At 69.4% G+C, this 17,830-nt stretch carries 17 protein-coding genes and 1 pseudogene; 9 read left to right on the top strand and 9 right to left on the bottom strand.

All coding sequences use genetic code 11. From position 1 onward, the window contains the following. The first annotated feature begins 40 nt into the window (after positions 1-40). Both ABZ463_RS12160 and ABZ463_RS12165 read left to right on the top strand, forming a co-directional pair. On the top strand, positions 41-2,329 hold the full coding sequence (locus tag ABZ463_RS12160; protein WP_362775641.1) for a DUF5682 family protein: 2,289 nt from the start codon (positions 41-43) through the stop codon (positions 2,327-2,329). Continuing rightward, a complete protein-coding gene (locus ABZ463_RS12165; RefSeq protein ID WP_352011500.1) occupies positions 2,326-3,489 on the top strand; it encodes a VWA domain-containing protein in 1,164 nt (387 codons plus the stop codon). Before ABZ463_RS12160 ends, ABZ463_RS12165 begins: the two co-directional genes overlap by 4 nt. A 58-nt stretch (positions 3,490-3,547) precedes the next feature. On the opposite strand, the gene ABZ463_RS12170 is transcribed toward ABZ463_RS12165, so the two are convergent. Together ABZ463_RS12170 and ABZ463_RS12175 are read right to left on the bottom strand one after the other, a co-directional pair. Then, positions 3,548-3,988: a thioesterase family protein gene (locus tag ABZ463_RS12170; protein ID WP_362775643.1), complete on the bottom strand. Its 441-nt coding sequence runs from the start codon at positions 3,986-3,988 to the stop codon at positions 3,548-3,550. 1 nt (position 3,989) lies between these two features. Continuing rightward, positions 3,990-4,619 (bottom strand): helix-turn-helix domain-containing protein, encoded by a 630-nt coding sequence (locus tag ABZ463_RS12175; RefSeq protein ID WP_352011502.1) that lies wholly within the window; start codon positions 4,617-4,619, stop codon positions 3,990-3,992. 165 nt (positions 4,620-4,784) lie between these two features. Here ABZ463_RS12175 and ABZ463_RS12180 point away from each other — a divergent pair, with 165 nt between their 5' ends. Together ABZ463_RS12180 and ABZ463_RS12185 are read left to right on the top strand one after the other, a co-directional pair. Next, the gene (locus ABZ463_RS12180; RefSeq protein WP_352011503.1) at positions 4,785-6,140 is read left to right on the top strand and encodes an MFS transporter; all 1,356 of its coding nucleotides are present in this window, start codon (positions 4,785-4,787) and stop codon (positions 6,138-6,140) included. Between the two features lie 471 nt (positions 6,141-6,611). Beyond that, positions 6,612-7,616, top strand: coding sequence for an enolase C-terminal domain-like protein (locus tag ABZ463_RS12185; RefSeq protein WP_352011504.1), 1,005 nt, complete (start codon positions 6,612-6,614; stop codon positions 7,614-7,616). 73 nt (positions 7,617-7,689) lie between these two features. Here ABZ463_RS12185 and ABZ463_RS12190 read toward each other — a convergent pair whose 3' ends face one another. Both ABZ463_RS12190 and ABZ463_RS12195 read right to left on the bottom strand, forming a co-directional pair. Then, positions 7,690-7,989, bottom strand: coding sequence for a hypothetical protein (locus tag ABZ463_RS12190; protein ID WP_352011505.1), 300 nt, complete (start codon positions 7,987-7,989; stop codon positions 7,690-7,692). Positions 7,990-8,091: 102 nt separating this feature from the next. Further along, positions 8,092-8,496 (bottom strand): helix-turn-helix domain-containing protein, encoded by a 405-nt coding sequence (locus ABZ463_RS12195; protein WP_362775647.1) that lies wholly within the window; start codon positions 8,494-8,496, stop codon positions 8,092-8,094. Between the two features lie 203 nt (positions 8,497-8,699). Here ABZ463_RS12195 and ABZ463_RS12200 point away from each other — a divergent pair, with 203 nt between their 5' ends. Both ABZ463_RS12200 and ABZ463_RS12205 read left to right on the top strand, forming a co-directional pair. Further along, on the top strand, positions 8,700-9,008 hold the full coding sequence (locus tag ABZ463_RS12200; RefSeq protein WP_362775649.1) for a hypothetical protein: 309 nt from the start codon (positions 8,700-8,702) through the stop codon (positions 9,006-9,008). A 25-nt stretch (positions 9,009-9,033) separates the two neighbouring features. Continuing rightward, a complete protein-coding gene (locus ABZ463_RS12205) occupies positions 9,034-11,082 on the top strand; it encodes a hypothetical protein (RefSeq protein WP_362775651.1) in 2,049 nt (682 codons plus the stop codon). 10 nt (positions 11,083-11,092) lie between these two features. Here ABZ463_RS12205 and ABZ463_RS12210 read toward each other — a convergent pair whose 3' ends face one another. The 3 genes from ABZ463_RS12210 to ABZ463_RS12220 all read right to left on the bottom strand — a co-directional run bounded on the left by ABZ463_RS12210 (position 11,093) and on the right by ABZ463_RS12220 (position 12,393). After that, entirely contained in the window at positions 11,093-11,572 is a 480-nt protein-coding gene (locus ABZ463_RS12210; RefSeq protein WP_362775653.1) for a hypothetical protein, read from the bottom strand. A 90-nt stretch (positions 11,573-11,662) separates the two neighbouring features. Continuing rightward, the gene (locus ABZ463_RS12215) at positions 11,663-12,112 is read right to left on the bottom strand and encodes an ATP-binding protein (protein WP_362775655.1); all 450 of its coding nucleotides are present in this window, start codon (positions 12,110-12,112) and stop codon (positions 11,663-11,665) included. Further along, entirely contained in the window at positions 12,109-12,393 is a 285-nt protein-coding gene (locus tag ABZ463_RS12220) for a hypothetical protein (protein ID WP_362775657.1), read from the bottom strand. The genes ABZ463_RS12215 and ABZ463_RS12220 overlap by 4 nt, the downstream gene beginning before the upstream one ends. Positions 12,394-12,683: 290 nt before the next feature. On the opposite strand from ABZ463_RS12220, the gene ABZ463_RS12225 reads away from it, so the two are divergent. The 3 genes and pseudogenes from ABZ463_RS12225 to ABZ463_RS12235 all read left to right on the top strand — a co-directional run bounded on the left by ABZ463_RS12225 (position 12,684) and on the right by ABZ463_RS12235 (position 13,935). Continuing rightward, positions 12,684-13,511 (top strand): helix-turn-helix transcriptional regulator, encoded by an 828-nt coding sequence (locus ABZ463_RS12225; RefSeq protein WP_362775659.1) that lies wholly within the window; start codon positions 12,684-12,686, stop codon positions 13,509-13,511. Then, positions 13,502-13,702: a DUF397 domain-containing protein gene (locus ABZ463_RS12230; protein ID WP_362775661.1), complete on the top strand. Its 201-nt coding sequence runs from the start codon at positions 13,502-13,504 to the stop codon at positions 13,700-13,702. Before ABZ463_RS12225 ends, ABZ463_RS12230 begins: the two co-directional genes overlap by 10 nt. A gap of 32 nt (positions 13,703-13,734) precedes the next feature. Further along, positions 13,735-13,935, top strand: a pseudogene (locus tag ABZ463_RS12235) (DUF397 domain-containing protein). Between the two features lie 494 nt (positions 13,936-14,429). Here the strand turns inward: ABZ463_RS12235 and ABZ463_RS12240 are convergent. Together ABZ463_RS12240 and ABZ463_RS12245 are read right to left on the bottom strand one after the other, a co-directional pair. Then, on the bottom strand, positions 14,430-16,013 hold the full coding sequence (locus ABZ463_RS12240) for an LCP family protein (protein WP_362775663.1): 1,584 nt from the start codon (positions 16,011-16,013) through the stop codon (positions 14,430-14,432). Positions 16,014-16,236: 223 nt separating this feature from the next. Then, positions 16,237-17,724: a prolyl oligopeptidase family serine peptidase gene (locus ABZ463_RS12245; protein ID WP_362775665.1), complete on the bottom strand. Its 1,488-nt coding sequence runs from the start codon at positions 17,722-17,724 to the stop codon at positions 16,237-16,239. Between the last annotated feature and the right edge of the window lie 106 nt (positions 17,725-17,830).

Below are 17,830 nucleotides of genomic sequence, written 5' to 3' on the forward strand. Positions count from 1 at the left end.
TGCCCGCCGGCACGCGGGAGCCGACCGTCGGGAGGCGCCGGTGAGCGTCTCCGTGCTGGGGGTCCGGCACCACGGTCCCGGCTCGGCGCGCTCCCTGCGGGAGGAGCTGACGCGCCTCAAGCCCGACATCGTGCTCATCGAGGGGCCGCCGGAGGCCGACGACCTGGTCGGGCTGGCCAAGGATCCCGAGCTTCAACCCCCGGTCGCGCTGCTGGCCCACGTCCCCGGTGAGTCGTCCAAGGCCGCGTTCTGGCCGTTCGCGGTGTTCTCCCCCGAGTGGCAGGCGATCCGGCACGCGGTCGAGGCGGACGTCCCGGTCCGTTTCTGCGACATGCCCGCCGCGCACAGCCTCGCCCCGGCCTCCGAGGAGCGGGACGAGGAAGGGAACGAGGAGGACGACCGGGCGCCCGCCGTACGGGCCGATCCGATCGGCGCGCTCGCCCACGCCGCCGGATACGACGACCCGGAACGCTGGTGGGAGGACGCGGTCGAGCACCGGGGGGACACACCGTTCCAGGTGATCGCCGAGGCGATGGCCGCGGTCCGGGAGGGGCACGTTCCCGGCGAGGAGGAGGCCCGGCGGGAGGCCTTCATGCGGCGTGCGATCCGTACGGCGATCAGGGACGGCCACGAGCGGATCGTCGTCGTCTGCGGCGCCTGGCACGTGCCCGCGCTGGCCGGGCCGCCGGACGCCGGGTCGCCCGGCGGTGCCTGGGGGGCCGGGCTGCCGACGGCCAAGGCCGACGACGCGCTGCTGCGCGGCCTGCCGAAGGTCAAGGTCGAGACGACGTGGGTGCCGTGGACGTACGGGCGGCTGGCCGCCTGGAGCGGATACGGCGCCGGGGTGACCTCGCCCGGCTGGTACCACCACCTGTTCACCGCGCCCGACCGTCCGGTCGAGCGCTGGCTGACCGAGGCGGCGGGCACACTGCGCGCCGAGGACCTGCCCGTCTCATCCGCCCACGTCATCGAGGCGGTACGGCTCGCCAGGAGCCTGGCCACGCTCAGGGGAAGACCGCTGGCCGGGCTCGCCGAGGCGACCGAGGCGGTCAGGGCGGTGCTCTGCGAGGGTGACGACCTGCCGGTCGAACTGGTCCAGCGGCGCATGGTCGTGGGAGAGCGGCTGGGCACGGTCCCCGACTCGACCCCGATGGTCCCGCTGCAGCGCCACCTGCGTCAGGAGCAGCGCCGGGTACGGCTCAAGCCGGAGGCCCTGGACCGCGAGCACGACCTCGACCTGCGCAAACCCCTCGACCTGGAGCGCAGCAGACTGCTGCACCGGCTGCGCCTGCTCGGCGTCGGCTGGGGGACGCCGAAGGAGAGCCGGGGCAAGGGCACCTTCCGTGAGTCGTGGACACTCGCCTGGCGGCCCGAGTTCGACATCGACCTGATCGAGGCGGGCGTGTGGGGCACGACCGTCCCCGCGGCCGCCGTCGCCCGGGTCCATGACCTGGCACGCGGCGGGCAGGAGAAGCGGGAGGTCCCGCTGGCCGTCCTCACCGGCCTGGTCGAGCAGTGCCTGCTGGCCGACCTGCCGGACGCGCTGCCGTACGTGATCGAGGTCCTGTCCGAACAGGCCGCCCTGGACGGCGACGTCACGCACCTGATGGCCGCCTTCCCCGCGATGGTGCGCGCCCAGCGCTACGGCGACGTGCGCGCGACCCCCGCGGAGGGGCTGGCGGCCGTCGCCGACGCCATGCTCACCAGGATCTGCCTCGGGTTCGGCGGCGCCGCCGCCGGGCTCGACGAGGACGCCGCCCGCGACCTGCTGAAACACGTCGACGCGGTGCACGCGGCCGTGACCCTGCTCCAGGACGCCCCGGTGCCCGAGGGGGAGGAGTCACCGGCGGCGCGCTGGCTGGGCGCGCTGCGCGGGGTCTCGGGACGTTCCGGCCTGCCCGGGGTGATCGAAGGACGCCTCACCAGGCTCCTGCTGGACGCCGGGGATCTCGAAGCGGGCCAGGTGGGCGCCGTCATGGCCAGGGCCATGTCCGCCGGGCACCCCCCGGCCCGCGCCGCCGCCTGGGTCGAGGGCTTCCTGTCCGGGGGCGGCCTGCTGCTGGTCCACGACTCCCGGCTGCTGGCGCTGATCGACGAGTGGCTGACCGGGCTGGCGCCGGAGACGTTCGTCGACGTGCTGCCGCTGCTGCGCCGTACGTTCGGCGCCTTCGCCGCACCCGAGCGGCGCTCGATCGGCTCCCGGGTCAGGTCACTGGGCACCGGGGAGGGCCCCGCCACGACCGGGGACGCCGAGGAGATCGACGAGGAACGCGCGGCGGCGGCCACACGCACCGTGCTGGCACTTCTGGGAAGGACGGAGATCGCGTGACGGACGAGAGGCTGCGCCGCTGGCGGCTCGTGCTCGGCGGCGACGCGGACGGCACCGGATGCGCGCTCGGCGGGGTGGACGCGCAGATGGACGGCGCCCTGGCGGCGCTCTACGGCGGTGGGGAAGGCGGCAGGGAGGGCGGCGAGCGGAGCGCGGGCCTCGGCGGCTCCGCGCCCAGGGTGGCGCGCTGGCTGGGGGACATCCGCTCCTACTTCCCCTCGACCGTCGTGCAGGTCATGCAGAAGGACGCGGTCGAACGGCTGAACCTCACCCGGCTGCTGCTCGAACCGGAGATGCTCGAGGCGGTGGAACCCGACGTCCATCTGGTCGGCACCCTGCTGTCCCTCAACCGGGTGATGCCGGAGAAGGCACGCGAGTCGGCCAGGGCGCTGGTCGCGAAGGTGGTGGCCGACCTGGAGCGCCGGCTCACCCAGAAGACGAAGGCGGCGGTGACGGGGGCGCTCGACCGCGCCGCCAAGACCAACCGGCCCCGCCGGGTCGCCGACATCGACTGGGACCGCACGATCAGGGCCAACCTGCACAACTACCTGCCCGAACGCGGCACCGTCGTGCCCTCAAGGCTCGTCGGGTACGGCAGGCGCCAGCGCGCGGTCCAGCGGGAGGTCGTGCTCTGCATCGACCAGAGCGGGTCCATGGCGGCCTCGGTCGTCTATTCGAGCGTGTTCGGCGCGGTCCTCGCCTCGATGCGCTCGCTGAAGACCTCGCTGGTGGTCTTCGACACCTCGATCGTCGACCTGACCGAGCAGCTCCACGACCCGGTCGAGCTGCTGTTCGGCACACAGCTCGGCGGCGGCACCGACATCAACCGGGCCATCGCCTACTGCCAGGGGCTCATCACCCGGCCCACCGACTCGATCTTCGTCCTGATCAGCGACCTCTACGAGGGAGGCGTCAGGCAGGAGATGCTCCGCAGGGTGGCCCAGATGACCGCGGCGGGCGTTCAGGTGATCGTGCTGCTGGCGTTGTCCGACGAGGGCGCGCCCTTCTACGACCACGAGAACGCCGCGGCCCTCGCCGCTCTCGGCGTGCCCGCCTTCGCCTGCACCCCCGACGCCTTCCCCGGCCTCATGGCCGCGGCCATCGAGCGCCGTGACGTCGGGGTGTGGGCCGAGCGGGAGCTGGGGGTCGCGGCCACCTGACCCGGTCCCGGCGGGGGCGGTACGGAGGCCCGGCCCCGCCGAAGGGCGACGGGAACGATCAGGGCGCGGGGCAGAGCAGGGGGCCGACGGCCTCACGCAGATCGGGGGAGATGGGGGAGGGGCGGAGGGTGGCCGGGTCGAGCTTCACCTGGACCCGGCGACCCTCGGCGTGCACGACCGACATGTCGGCCGACAGCACGCGGAAGCCGTACACGAGGCTGGTCGTGCCGAGGTGCTCGACCCAGAAGTGCACGGACGCCTCGCCCACCTTGGAGATGGGGGCGTGGTAGGTGACGGAGAACTCGCGCACCACGAAGAACAGGTCGGCGAAGTGCGGCTCCGAGGGGTCGAAGGCCCAGCCCCGTGCGGCCCAGTAGCCCGAGAGGGCCCGTTCGAGCAGCAGGACATACCGGGCGTTGTGCACGACGCCCATGGCGTCGAGGTCCTCGAAGTGGATCTGGACGGGGTGGACGTGCCCGGGTAGCAGGGCGGTCGTCATGTCAGGCCTCCGGGAGGATGCTGGGGTCGGTCGCCAGGGTGCGGAGCCGGTCGAGCACGGCCCGGCGGGCGTGCTCACGGCTCCGTTCGTGCTGGAGCAGGCGGGTGTGGACGACCACCACCGCGCCGAGTGCCTCGATCTCGAAGGCCAGCTGCCGGGGGTCGGTCTCGGGCCGGAGCTGACCCAGGGCGACGGCCCGCCCGGCGAGCCCGGCCAGCAGATCCATCCAGTCGTCGATCGCGGCGGCGACGGCGTCACGCACCGGCCCGGGCCGGTCGTCGAACTCACTGCCGACGGCCTGGAAGAAGCAGCCGCCGGGCAGCCGCTCCGAGGCGTAGAAGTCCAGGCGGAGCTCGTGCAGGGCCAGCAACCTGGGCAGCCCCCGTGGCGCGCCCAGGGCGGGCTCGACGATCTGCTCGATCCACTGCCGCCGGGCGTGCTCCACGATCGCGAGCTGCAGGGACCGCTTGTCGGGCCAGTGCGCGAAGAGCCCGGACTTGCTGACGCCGAGCGTCTGGGCGAGCCGGGCGAGCGAGAGGCCTTCGAGACCCTCGACCGAGGCCAGGCGGACGGCGGCGTCGAGCACCGTCCCGCGAGTTCGCTCGCCACGCAGAAGCCGTCCGTCGATCACGCGCCCACCCTAGCAAACAATATGACCGATCGGTCGCACATATTTTCACGCACGGCCCGCGGCGCACGGTTCGCGGGGTGTGGTTCTACGGCGCGTGGTCCTACGACCAAGGGCCGACTCACGGGACCGATGCCGGGGCGGGGCGGCGACCGTACCGTCCAGTGCATGACTTCCACCGTGGTCGAAGCCCCCCAGGAGGGGATGTTCGCCGAACGTTATCGCGCACTGACGGTCGGTATGGTCGCATTGATCGTTCTGGTCGCCTTCGAGGCGCTCGCGGTCGCCACCGCGATGCCGGTCGTGGGCCGCGAACTCGACGGGATCGCGCTCTACGCCCTGGCCTTCAGCGGGGCGCTGGCCGCCGGGATGGTCGCGACCGTGCTCGGCGGGCGCTGGGGAGACCTGCGCGGGCCGGTGGCCCCGCTCTGGACCGGAATCGGGGCCTTCGCCGCCGGACTGGTCGTGGCCGGGATCGCGCCGACCATGGACGTGTTCGTCCTCGGCCGGTTCATCCAGGGATTCGGCGGCGGGATCTTCCAGGTGGCGCTGTACGTGCTGGTCTCCCGGGTCTATCCGGCACAGATGCACCCCAGGGTGTTCTCGGCCCTGGCCGCGGGCTGGGTCGTGCCGTCCATGGCCGGGCCGCTGGTCGCGGGCGTCGTGGTCGAACATCTCGGCTGGCGCTGGGTCTTCCTCGGCGTGCCGATGTTCGTCCTGCCCGCCGCGCTGCTGCTCTGGCGGGGCCTGGCCGTCGTCCCCGAAGGGGAACGTGAAGAGGAGACGGGCAGGCGCACCCCCATCGCCAGGCGTCTCGGCTGGGCCGCGCTGACGGCCGTCGGCGCGGCCCTCATGCAGTACGGCGGAGCGGCCCGCGGCGTCGGGCTCGTCCTGCTGGCCGCCGGGCTGGCCGTACTGGCCCTGTCACTGCCCAGGCTGCTGCCGCCGGGCACCCTCAGGGCCGCGCGGGGCCTGCCGTCGGTGATCGCGCTGCGCGGCGTCGTCGCCGGCACCGCCCTCGGCGCTGAGGTCTTCCTGCCGCTCATGCTCACCGGGGAACGGGGACTGTCACCGGCCGCGGCCGGGATGGTGCTCACCGCGGGCGCGCTGGCCTGGGCGTTCGCCTCGTGGGTCGTCGGACGGGGCTGGATCGGCAGGGTGCTGATCCTGCGGGCGGGACCTGTCATGATCGCCCTGGGCATCGCGCTGATGGCTCTGACGATCTTCCCCGAGGTCCCGGTCGCGCTGGCCGTCGCCGGAGAGACGATCGTGGGACTCGGCATCGGAAGCGTCTACCCCACGTTGTCCGTGCTCGTCCTGGAACTGTCGAAGCCTGGGGAGGAGGGGGAGAACAGCGCCTCGATGGGCATCGGCGAGTCGGTCTTCACGGTCGTCCTGGTCGCGGTCGTCGGGGCGATCGTCGCGGCCTTCGGCGCGTCCGGGCCGGTGTACCTGGCCTGCTTCGCGCTGACGGCGCTCGTGGCCGCCACGGGCACCTTCGCCGGGGGCCGCTTCAGGACCTGAGCGTGGACCATGGCCGGGACGGTTTGAGGGCTGAGCGGGACGCGGTGGGGTGGAGGTCCGGGCCGGTTCGGAGTTTGAGCGCGAGATCCGGCCGGGGGCGGTTTGAGGGCTGGGCGGGACACGGTCGGGACACGGTCGAGGGGCGGTTCGGAAGCCGGGCGCAGGTCGCGCCGGGGGTGCAGGCCCGGCCGGTTCGGGGCGGGAGCGGTTCGGGGTTTGAGCGTGGGGCGTGGTCGGGGCGGGGCCTGGACCGGGGCCGGTTCGGGGCCGAACGTGGGTCGGGGCGGGGGAGGTCGGGGCCCTGAGCGTGAGGCGCGGCCGGACGGGGAGGTCCGTGGCCGTGACACCATGGGGAAGACGCCGAGCGCCTTTCGTGTTGGGAGAAGGAGTCCCGCCCCAGAGCGGGACTCATTGTGTTTCCGAGACGTCTCCCAAGGCGTTTTCCCGATCTGTACGGAATCGAGGGGGTCCATGCCGCGCGTACGTGAGCTTGAGGTGTTCCGGCTGGTTCTGCCCTACGGCAGGCGTCCCGAGGCGGTCCTCGTCCGGCTCACCGACTATGGGGGCATGACCGGGTGGGGGGAGATCGTCGACCCGGGCCCCAAGACCTGGAGGCTCCTGCAGGAAGAGCTGAGCGGCGCGCTGATCGGCCTCGACTGGGAGCATCCCGACGAACTGGGCGACGTTCCCGGCGGACCGGCCGCCGACATGGCATGCTGGGACCTGTGGGCGAGGATGCGCGGCGTGCCGCTCTCCCACGCGCTCGGCGGTAGCCGTACCTCGCTGATGGCCACCGTCAGGATCGGCGCGGAACGCAACCTGGAAAGCCTGGTCGCACGGGTCAACCGGCACGTCTGCGCCGGATACGCCCACGTCACCCTGGACGTCCACCCCGGCTGGGACGTCGAGCCGCTGCGCGCGGTGCGTCAGGCCTACCCCGCCCTCGGCATCGGCGTCGACGCGCGTGGGGGCTACACCGACGCCAAGGCCCTCGAGGCGATGGACGCCTACACGCTCTCGTCCATCGAGCGCCCCTTCACCGGCCTCGCGGGCCACGCCGACCTGCAGGAACGCGTCGCCGCCCCGGTGCTGGCCGAGGTCTCCTCGGCCGCCGAGCTCGACGAGGCGGTGGTCACGCGCGCGGGCCGGGCGCTGCTGCTGCGCCCCTCGGCCATCGGCTCCCTGCGTGAGGTACGGCGGATGCACGACATCGCCGCCGCGGCCGGATGGGAGATCGCCTGCTCGGGAGGCCAGGGCACCGGCCTGGCCAGGGCGGCGACGGTCGCCGCGGCCAGCCTGCCCGGCTGCGGGCTGCCCTGCGACGTGGCCGAACCCCCGCGCAGCGCGCAGATCGTCACACCGCCGGTGGGTGCCTCGGACGGCGTGATCGCCGTACCGCTCACCCAGCCGGGCCTGGGCCACACGGTCGACGTCAATCGTGTCCGCCGCCTGGCCAAGGAGACCTACGCCGTCTGAGCGGTGGCTCAGTTCATGGTCACCGCGCCACGGCGCGCTCGGTCGGTCGGGCACGACTCACGAGCCGGGACGGTCAACGTTCGCGTTCCCGTCGTAGCCTCTGGATCTCGCGGTGCAGCTCACGCTCACGGTTCGCACGCAGCCGCTCGTGCCACTGTGTCCCCCGTTCGGCGGCCTCCTGGTCCATGCGCGCCTGGGCGTCCGCGACCTCGTTCAGGACGAGCCCGGAGCCGATGAGCGTGGCCAGCACGACGAGGGTGAACAGGCCGACCGGGCCGGTGACGAATATCAGGGCGAGAATCGCGAGACTTCCGAAGAATACGATTTTTGCGGCGTTGTCTATCGCGTCGATGTTTCTGTCGAAGAACGACATTCGTTAACGCTCTCCTCGTGGGGGAGTGGCCTGCTTTCGGGTTCGCGGGGTCGCGGCGGGATGGGAACGGTTTTGACGGCGGGTGGAGTTCCCGGGGATGGACTACGGTCTTTCTGTGCCGTTTCCGGGTGATGGGCGACTGCCTTCCGGCCACAGCCCGTGCGCGTACTCCATGAGATCCTCGGTGACGACGCGACGGTGCCTGCCCACCAGCCGGTAAGGGATCAGGCCGGCCTCCAGCAGGCTGATCAGGTAGGGGCGCGACACGCGCAGCACGTCCGCCGCCTGCTGGGTGGTCAGTTCGGCCCCCGAGGGGATGACCGAAACGCCCCGGCCTCGTGCGACCTGCGTCAGAACGTGGGCGAGCAGGAGGAGGGCCTCGCGTGGGAGAACCAGCGGTTCTTCGTCACCTGGGTCGGCGGTGAACCGGACGCCGCTCTCGCCGGGATGTCGCCTGAGAATCTCTTCGAGCCGCCCGGCGGCGTCGGCCGCTTTTCGGGTGTCCATCGATCCTGGATTGACCGAGAACTTGACGTGAATGCCGGGCACGTCTATCTTCCCCTCGTAATCGCACTATCGGAAACAGGCGAAGCAATCGAAACGGCGGCGGCGCGGCACTGACGGGGGTCGACCCTGCCGCCGTAAATATCCGGCGTTTAGTGTGATATCCAGCTTTTCCATCCACGGTGAGCTGGGGGAGACGGGGTGGCGTGACCGAGCGGATGGTGCCCAACCCTCGGCACGAACGGCTGAAACAACTCCTGAGAGAGGCCGAGTACGGTTCCCAGGAGGTTCGGCAGGCCTATCAGCGCGCCGTTGGAGCGATGCAGTCGGGAAAGGTCTGGACGGGGCCGACGGCCGTCAAGTGGGGCGCCGAGCTTGAGGCGCGGCACCAGCGACTGGGACAGCTCGCCCGGCGGGTCGTGGAGGCGATCGAGGAGGAACTGCGCAGGCAGCCTCCACTGGTGACCGAGTCCGAGGCGGACGCCATGCGCCGGGAGATGGCCGGACGGGTGTGACCGCCTCAGTCGTTGAGGGGAAGGCGTGTTGGCGGACAGCGACGAGTTCTGTGGGATCGATCCCGACGAGATGGGGCAGCTGGCCGTCTCCCTGCGGGGCGCGGCCGACCGGCTGACCGCGTTCAGCAGGGAGTACGAGGGCAAACTCGGCCGGTACGGGATCGGCACCCCCGCGCTGCGGGAGATCGCCGACATCGCCGAGTGGGGCGGCACCCAGGTCTCCATGCTGCACGGCCGGATCGATTTGGTCGGAAACCTGGGTGCCGGGGCCCCCGAACTGGGAGGTGCCGTCGCGATGACGGGCGGCCAGGGGCTTGTTCGCCTGCCCGATGACCTGGAGTCCATGGAAGTCGCTCAAGGGCTGGCCAGGATGTACGGAAACGACATCCTGACCAGGAGCGACAGTGACGCTCTGGCCAACCTCATCCATGATCACGCCGACGAGGTCGCCGCGCTGGCCGACAACCCTCAGGCCGCCGCCGCCTTCTTCGCCCTGCTGCCCGTCAAGTCTCGTGACAAGCTGCCGAGTCTTCTCATGGCTACCGGTAGCAAGACCGCCAAGCAGGACTTGGCGGCCTTCAGTAAGGCCCTGGGGGCGGCTTTGAACGCGCCCCCGCTGGTCCCGGCGTTCGCCAAGGTCAGGGAGGATCTGGCCAAACCGGTCGGAAGCAAGATCGTCGCCTGGAACCGTCTCGCGCTGCTCAAGGGGGCGAACGCCCCCGCCAAGGTGCGCAGCGCGGCGGCCCGCGCGCTGGTGCTGGACGACTTCATGAAGAACTCCGAACAGGACTGGCGGACGAACTCCAGCGAGGCCGGTAAGTACGGTCTTCCCTCTGATCTGGTCGCGTTGGGGTTGGAGGTTCTCGCGGGAGACGGTGCGGCGGTGCGGGAGGCGTTCGCAGGGATGGGCGGGACGGACGTCAAGCTCAGCCAGGTCGAGAAGATGAAGCGCCTGCTTGGCTACATCGACCACGCGAGCACCGGGTACGAGGTGGCTGACGCCTTCGGCCGGGCGCTGGAGTCCGGCGCCGAAACCACGACCGAGAAGCCGGGACAACACAGCCCTGCCGCCGCGGCCTTCGCCATGGACGTGATGCTGGCCACCGGGCCGATGGGAGATTCCATCCCCGAGCCCGCCCGGGAGTCCATGGTCACCCTCGCCACGTCCTACATTCACGAACTCGCCTCGGGCGCCCGCTTCGACAAGGCCGTGGATCGAGCTTCCGGGTTCAAGATGCCGGAGAATTGGGTTTCCCTTCCCGGTGTGACCCCGGCGTTTTATCTCAGCGTCGGGGACACCTATCGCTTCATGAAGACCTTCACGGGAGTTGAGAGACTCACCGTTCGATTCGACGAGACCGCTGCGCAGTTCCGCTACGGCACGCTGACAGCGGCGGCCAAGTTGGACGTGCTTAACAAAACCCGAAATTTCGAGGACACCGCGAGGATGTTCGGAGGTCTGGCCGGGATGGAGTTCAAGGCGACCCTGGACACACGAGGGGAAAGAGACGCGACCGACGACTTGATTCGGGAGATCACCAAGAACACCTTCTCTCTTGGGATCGACAAGATCCCCGGTGTGGGAACTCTTGCCGAGAAGGCCTCCGAAAAGCTCTCAGAGAAGCTCGCCGAGAAACTGTCCGAGAAGGCAGTGGGTTTCATGAACGAAAGCTGGGGGTTGACCAAGACCTACTATGTGAGCGGGCTTCTCGATGGCTGGGCCGGGAGCTTCGAGACGAGAGTCGAGGCCGCAACCGGGGCGCGGTCGAATTTCGTCATTCGACAGAAATATGACATGGCGTATCTTCTCCATGAAGCCGGCTACCCGACGAGTGACCCGCCTGCCGAGCTCATCAGTAAAGAGACGGGGAATCTCAAGACCTACGATGAGCTTCTGGCCGAGGCGAAGAAAGAAGCCGGTGAAGGTAAGAAATGGGAGGAGGCGCTTCGGAAGAAGCTGGCTTCTTACGAACGTTGGATGGATAGCAATGATGCGTTAGATAAGAAGGTCGAATACTCTTCCGATTCACTAACCAGTGAAAAAGGGAAAGAGCAAACCGGGCTTTGGAGCTGAACGCGCCACCTTATCGTGGCAAGCAGGCGGTCATTGCGTGCAAGCGCCAGGTAGGGGCTTCGGGGGAAACGTATACCGTCACCTTGATGCCTAGATCATTTTTTGTACCGTAGATGAACCTACCGTCTTCAGCATCTGATTGACTGAAGTCGAAATCCAGCTTGTATCCGAACTTCTGAGCGAGTGTGTTCTCCATCACTGTTTCGGCTCGCTCCAGGTGGGCGGAAACCGGCTCTTCGCTACGTTCGTCATCGGCCGTGGCCCGTAATACTCGCCTGAATCTATCCTTGGCGCAGGGGATGTCTTTGTCTGGGCGCTGTATAAAACGGAGCTTCATGAGCGGGTTTTTGAATAGGCCGTCGGTTTCCAGGCGTTGGGTATCTTTCTGGAGTTCTGCGGTGGCTTCCTTCAGGGAGGGTTCGGAGGTGGTGCATCCCGAGGCCGCGATTGCCAGCGTCAAGCCGATGGCCAGTGACCGGGCGACGCGCATGCCTTACCTCCGAAAGTGCGGTTGATGATGAGACATACTGATCTTCGCCTAGTCGGATCGCCTCCGCCACGTTCTTGACCGTATTCGGTGTCAGAAGCCGGAGATTCGGAACCAGACCGATCGGGTGGTCTCGCCGCGATGCGCTCCCCAGGTGGTCGCGAGCAGGTTCACCAGCCACAGGCCACGTCCGCCGTCTTCGTCAAGGCTGAGTGTCCGGACGGTCGGCGCGCTGGTGAACGAGCCGTCGTCGGTCACCTGCACGTGGACGTCGCCGGGAGCGTACGTCATTCGTACGGTCACCTGCCCGTCCGGTGCGTGTCCCGAGTTCGAGTGGGTGACCGCGTTGGTGACCACCTCGCTCAGCAGGAGCAGTATGTCGTCGAGAACCGGGGCGATGATGCGCCCGGTCAGCAGGCCACGTGCCCATTCCCGGGCGGTGGGGACGGATATCTCCTTTCCCGGGAAGCCCCGCTGCCAGGTGTGGTGCGGTGCCTTCGGCCGGGTGTCGCCGTAATGGTCGATCGGACCGTTGACCCTCATGTGCCCACCTCCGCCATGACGACGTCGGCGGCGTTGTCGGCGTGGGCCGCAACCCATTTGTCTCCCGGCCACATTCGTGCCCACCAGGGCCGCCAGGTGAAGACCCAGCCGGACCGCCATATGACGATGACACGCACCAGGGTTCCGGATGCCGAACGGATCTCAAGGACCGGTTCCCCGGCCGTGGGGAGAATCAGGACGACGCCCACGCCGAGGGCGTTCAGCGCCCGGCCGAGCCGGGCCAGATGGTCGAATCTCTCGTGCTGCTCGCCCGGCGTCACGGGCGGCCTCCGAAATGCCTTCCGGCGTGCCCGGAGGAGGGGTCGAATGGCATCGATGTATTCACGGGCGGTCTGATTCCTTTCGGATTTGAAGGTGATAACTTGCTTTCTTCTTTGCTCCTCCCGGTGAGAGGGGAGTGCGTTTATGATGCTTCCCGGAGGTCCGGTCGGGCGCCTGTTCCGCAGCCCAGAGCAGGGTGGATGATGACGGCCGTTGGTCTGCCCCGGACTGAATTCGGTATCACCGGCTGAACAATAAGTCCGTTTTCTATAATTCGGGAGGAAATGTAATGGAAGTGGTGCCGGCTCTCGACCCCGCGTCCCCGCGTGTGCGGTTCGGCGTCGAACTGCGCCGCCTGCGGGAGGGCGCCCAGCTCTCACAGGCCGCCGTCGCCTCCCGGCTCGGCTGCACCCAGACCCAGATGAGCCGTCTGGAGAAGGCCGTCCGCAGTCCGTCGAAGTCCGACGCCGAGCGGCTGGACCGGCTTTTCGGAGCCGAGGGCGGTGTCTCCTTCGTCCGGCTCTACGAGCGCATCACCGCCCAACCCGGTGGCCCGGTCTGGTTCCGGAGCTGGGCCGAGGAGATCGAGCCGAACGCCCGCGTCATCCGCTCCTGGGACCCCCTCCTGGTCCCCGGCCTCCTTCAAACCGAGAACTATGCCCGGACCATCTTTCTCCAGGCCCCCCAGATCACCCCCGACGAAGCGGAGGAGCGGGTCCAGACTCGTATGCGACGGCAGCGCATCCTTGACCAGGAGAAACCGCCCCTCCTGTTGGTACTCATGGACGCGGGCGTGCTACGACGTGAGGTTGGTGAAGCCAAGGTGATGCGCGAACAGCTCTGCCATCTGCTGGCTGCTGTTCAAAGGCCGATGATTTCCATCCAGATCGTTGCTCCGAAGTGCCTGGTAGGCCTGATGGGTGCTTTCACGATCGCCGAACTTCCAGATAGTCGGCCAGATGCAATTCATGCGGAGTCCTCGGCTGAAGGGCAGGTCACTGCAGACGCTGATTCTGTAACCGCAATCTGGAAGCGCTATGAGGCGATCCGGACATGGGCCTATCCTGAGCACATATCCATCAAGATGATCGAGAAAGCGAGGCGGGCGTGGACTTGAGCGCTGCGAAGTGGCGAAAGTCGTCGTGCTCTGGAGACAGTGGCGGCCAGTGCGTGGAGGTCGCCGCGAATCTTCCCGGGGTGGTCGCCGTGCGTGACAGCAAGGACCCGGACGGCCCCAAACTGCTCTTTGCCCCTCATGCGTGGCGGTCCTTCGTCGGTGGCGTCAAGACCGGCGAGTTCGACCGCTGACCTGGTTCGGGCGATCGGAGAAAGCGAGGGGCATGGACTTGAGCGCTGCGGAGTGACGGAAGTCGTCGTGTTCCGGAGACAGTGGCGGCCAGTGCGTGGAGGTCGCCGCGAATCTTCCCGGGGTGGTCGCCGTGCGTGACAGCAAGGACCCGGACGGCCCCAAACTTCTTTTCGCTCCCGCCGAATGGAACGCCTTCGTCGACGGGGTGAAGAACGGTGTGTTCGACCAGTGACATGGTCCGGGCGGTCGGGAGAAGCCGACCGCCGGGATTGGATCGGCGACGGGTGACGCCATCCTCCATCGCTGGTCGCCTCCCTTGAGGTCGCCGACCGCTTCCCTGAGAAAGAGCCTTCCGGACGGGACAGGCCGTTGTTGAAGAAGGCCTCGACCAAGGGGGTGAAGTTGTGCGCCGTTCTTCCTCACCGAGGTCGCCCGCGAACCCCACAGAGGTCACCTGGGAGCCTCCCCACTGAGGGTCGTCTGCCGCCCCCCTGAAATCCTCGCCGAGGCCCCCACAACCCCAGCCGGGAGCCTCCTCACCGAGATCGCCCGCGAGCACCCCACGGCCCTGCCAGGAACCCCTCGCCGAGCGCGACGGTGTCGACCGGCGTGGACGGGAGGGGCGAGGCGTGCGCCGTACACAGCCGTGTTCAGAGGTTGGGCGCCGATGCTCCAGCGTGTGGGAGGGCGCGCTGGGCGTGCGCCGTACTCAGCCGTGCTCCGAGGTCAGGCGCAGCCTTCGTTGATCTCCTTGACCGGGGCCGGTTCCGTCGGCTTGCCCGACTTGGAGGTGGTTCTTGTGTCCCGCGCGCCGCTCGGGCCGGCGGTGGCACCCGAAGAAGCAGTAGCGCTCGGAGAAGCAGTGGCGCCCGAAGAGGCGGTGGTGCTCGGAGAAGAGGTGACCCCTGGCGTGGCGGTGGTGCCTGAGGTGGGAGTCGCGGGGGCGGCGAGTCGTTCCCGGGACGCCGAAGCGGTGGACGAGGTGTGGACGGCCTTGGCGGTGAGGGAGCGGATCCTGGCCCAGTCGGGGTAGCCGGTGCTGATCAGCGGCGGGACGAACTGGACGCTGGTCACCTCGGCGCTCTTCACCTTCAGGGCCAGCGGCACCAGGTGCTCCAGCATCGGCCGTGGGATGTCGGTCTGGAGGAGTTCCCTGGTGGCCAGCGCGATCCGGTTGAACCGGGAGAGCACGGTCGCCGGGTCGGCCTGCTGGAGCAGGGCGCTCAGCACGCAGCGCTGGCGGCCCATCCGGGTGTAGTCGTCGCTGAAGGTGCGCGAGCGGGCGAACCACATGGTGTCCGCCCCGCCGAGTCTGCGGGTTCCCGCCTTGACCAGGCCCTCGTTGTACTTGCCGAAGACGATGTCCTGCGGCACGGTCAGCCGCAGGCCGCCGATGGCGTCGATCAACCGGGCCAGGCCCCACATGTTCACCAGGGCGTACCAGTCGACCCGCAGGCCGAATGTGTATCCGACCGTCTCCATGAGGGTCCTGGCGCCCTGGTTCTTGCGTCCGCCGAAGAGCTCCGGGTGGGAGTCGGCGTACTCCCAGACCGAGAACAGCAGGTCCTCGCGGGAGCCGTCCGGGTTGGCGGGCAGCCGGAAGCCGTTGGGAAAGCGCTTGGCCATCGGGGAGCCGGGGACGAACCGGATGTTCTCCAGGTTGCGCGGCAGGCCGAGCAGTACGGTGTTGCCGGTTCTGACGTCGATGCTGGCCAGGTTGATGCTGTCGGTCCGTACGCCGACCCGGTGGGTGTCGGCGTCACCGCCGAGCAGCAGGATGTTCACCCGGGTCCGGCCCTCCCACGGATCGCTCTCCTGGGAGGAACTGGCCCGGGGGGCGGGGGTGGCCGGCGGGGCGCTGAAGATCCGGTCGAGCGCCGACTGCGAGACCGTGGCGTACTGCCCGGCCAGGCCGAACGGCAGCACGACCGTGATGGCGAGCAGACCCGCGATCACCCCCGCGACCGCCTGTGCGGGGCCGCGGAGCATGCCGGGCCGAAGCACCGTGAAGGAGTGCACGACCAGGACGAACCAGGCCAGGCCGAGGACCGGGGCGCCGATCGTGATGGCGGACAGCCAGGTCGAGGTGACCAGCAGCCCGGCCAGGTCTCCGAGGTCGGTGGTGAGCAGCACCCACAGCACGCCGAGCAGCAGCAGGGCGTAGACCGACAGCAGGGCGATCCCGGTCCTGCGCCATCCCGCCCGTAGGTGCCCCGCGCCGGGCAGTATCGCCGACAGGGCCGTCCAGCCGACGACCGCGCCGAGCCTTCGCGGCCCCCGTGGTCCCGGTCGCCTTGATCCGTCCTGCACCCGCTTCCCCGATCTCCCCACGCGCTTGAGCGCCGCAGGGGAGATGGTAGGGCGGGCGCCGAGGCCGAGGGGCGACGTACGGATGAACACCTTGGAAAAGAAATCCGCCTTTATCCTGACATATTTCCTAAGGCTGTGACTTTCTTGGCCGAAACCCGGTCCGGAGGTGACCATGCGCTCCGGCGAACCAGACCTTTCCGGAGGGCCTCTACCAGGGGAACCTCTACCAGGGGAAGGAGAACAGGTCGTAGTAGGCCGCGGCGACCAGCAGCAGGCCGGTCCCGCCGAGCACCCCGATGATCGCGGCCCACTGCGGGCGGCTCGGCCGCCAGCCCTCCCGCAGCCCGGAGACGACCGCCGCGCCGGCCGTGACCTCCTGCAACAGCATGAGTACGGCCAGCATCCTGATGACCAGCCACCCGGCGAGCACCGCGGGCCAGGCCCCCGCCTGGTTGACCGAGAACAGCACCAGCAGGGTGATGAGCGCGACCACCGAGACCAGCAGCCCGGCGCCGGTCCACGCCATCCGCCGGAACCTGCGCCTGACCGGTGGCCAGACTCTGGCACCGGTCTCGCCGGACGGCCGCCCGCGCAGCCGTAGCACCATCTCGGTCACCGGTCCGACCACGTAGCCGACCGCGGTCAGGCACAGCGTCATCCCCAGGACCGCCCCGCCCGCGTACCACGGCGCCGCGGGGACCTCGCTGGCCTCGTAGCGCTGTACGGGTGTCGCGCCCGCGATGTGCGCGGCGGGTCTGGCGGTTCCCGGCAGTCCCGTGACCCAGTTGGCCAGCGTCTCCAGATATCCGGGCGCGAAGGGGCCGCCGTGCAGGCGCATGCCGTGGTCGGCGCCCTTCAGGTAGCGGATCGTGTAGTCGGGGTTGCCTCCCTCGGCGAGCGCGCCGGTCAGGGCCTTGCTGCTCTCGACGAACGGGATCGACGGGTCGCTCGTGCCGTACAGGGCCAGGACGGGGGCGCGCACCCTGCGCAGCGCGGGCATGCCGTCGTGGCGCAGGAAGTTCATGTGCACCGCGCTCATCGCCCTGACCAGCAGCTCCCTGGTCCCCGCGGGGGCGTGCAGCCGGTCGAGCTGCTCGCCGAGCGCCCAGGTGACCTGGCGTAACGGTGAGACGTTCGGCGCGGAGACCAGCACGGTGAACCCGACGTCCCGGCTCCTGGCCGCGGCGATCGGCGCCACCCAGCTGCCCTCGCTCACCCCCCACAGGCCGGTCCTGGCGGGGTCGACGTCGGCGCGCAGCCGCAGCCTGGCCAGCAGGCGCAGGGCGTCCTCGGCCAGCAGCTCGAAGTCGCGGTTGCGGAAGTCGTAGCGGACGGTCCGCTTGTCGTAGACGAGCGTGACGATCCCCGCCCCGGCCAGCCACTCGGCCTGGTCGGTGAACTCGTCACGCACCCCGGGACCCGCCCCCTGGACGAAGACCAGGGCGGGATGCCTGCCGGGGGACAGCGGCGCGCGGATCGTCGCGTCGAGCGTCGTGTCCCCGGCGTCGACGGTGATGTCCTCAACGGAGAAACGCCCGTTCGCCGAGACCGGCCTGGCCTCCGCGGCGGGCTGGGCGGGGAGGTTCTGGAAGATCGGGTCCACGTTCAGCGGCGGCGGATCGAAGGGAGGCGGCAGGGTGTAGCCGACCGTCGCCAGGGCCAGCAGGACCACACCCGCGGCCACGCTCACCACGCCTCGGCCAGCTCGCATGCCGATCGCTCCCTGGTCGTTGTTCGCCTCCGGGAGAAACGTACGATCTTCAGCGTACCCACGGCCGGTCACACCCGACAGGACGAATGGGAGCAGAGTGGTCACA

The organism is Streptosporangium sp. NPDC020145 (assembly GCF_040631275.1).
Taxonomy (GTDB): Bacteria; Actinomycetota; Actinomycetes; order Streptosporangiales; family Streptosporangiaceae; genus Streptosporangium.

Coding starts and splice junctions, on each gene's coding strand:
- ABZ463_RS12170 (WP_362775643.1), bottom strand. CDS start 3,988: ATGACGACCGCCCTGCTACCCGGGCACGTCCACCCCGTCCAGATCCAC.
- ABZ463_RS12180 (WP_352011503.1), top strand. CDS start 4,785: ATGACTTCCACCGTGGTCGAAGCCCCCCAGGAGGGGATGTTCGCCGAA.
- ABZ463_RS12185 (WP_352011504.1), top strand. CDS start 6,612: ATGCCGCGCGTACGTGAGCTTGAGGTGTTCCGGCTGGTTCTGCCCTAC.
- ABZ463_RS12190 (WP_352011505.1), bottom strand. CDS start 7,989: ATGTCGTTCTTCGACAGAAACATCGACGCGATAGACAACGCCGCAAAA.
- ABZ463_RS12195 (WP_362775647.1), bottom strand. CDS start 8,496: ATGGACACCCGAAAAGCGGCCGACGCCGCCGGGCGGCTCGAAGAGATT.
- ABZ463_RS12210 (WP_362775653.1), bottom strand. CDS start 11,572: ATGCGCGTCGCCCGGTCACTGGCCATCGGCTTGACGCTGGCAATCGCG.
- ABZ463_RS12215 (WP_362775655.1), bottom strand. CDS start 12,112: ATGAGGGTCAACGGTCCGATCGACCATTACGGCGACACCCGGCCGAAG.
- ABZ463_RS12225 (WP_362775659.1), top strand. CDS start 12,684: ATGGAAGTGGTGCCGGCTCTCGACCCCGCGTCCCCGCGTGTGCGGTTC.
- ABZ463_RS12245 (WP_362775665.1), bottom strand. CDS start 17,724: ATGCGAGCTGGCCGAGGCGTGGTGAGCGTGGCCGCGGGTGTGGTCCTG.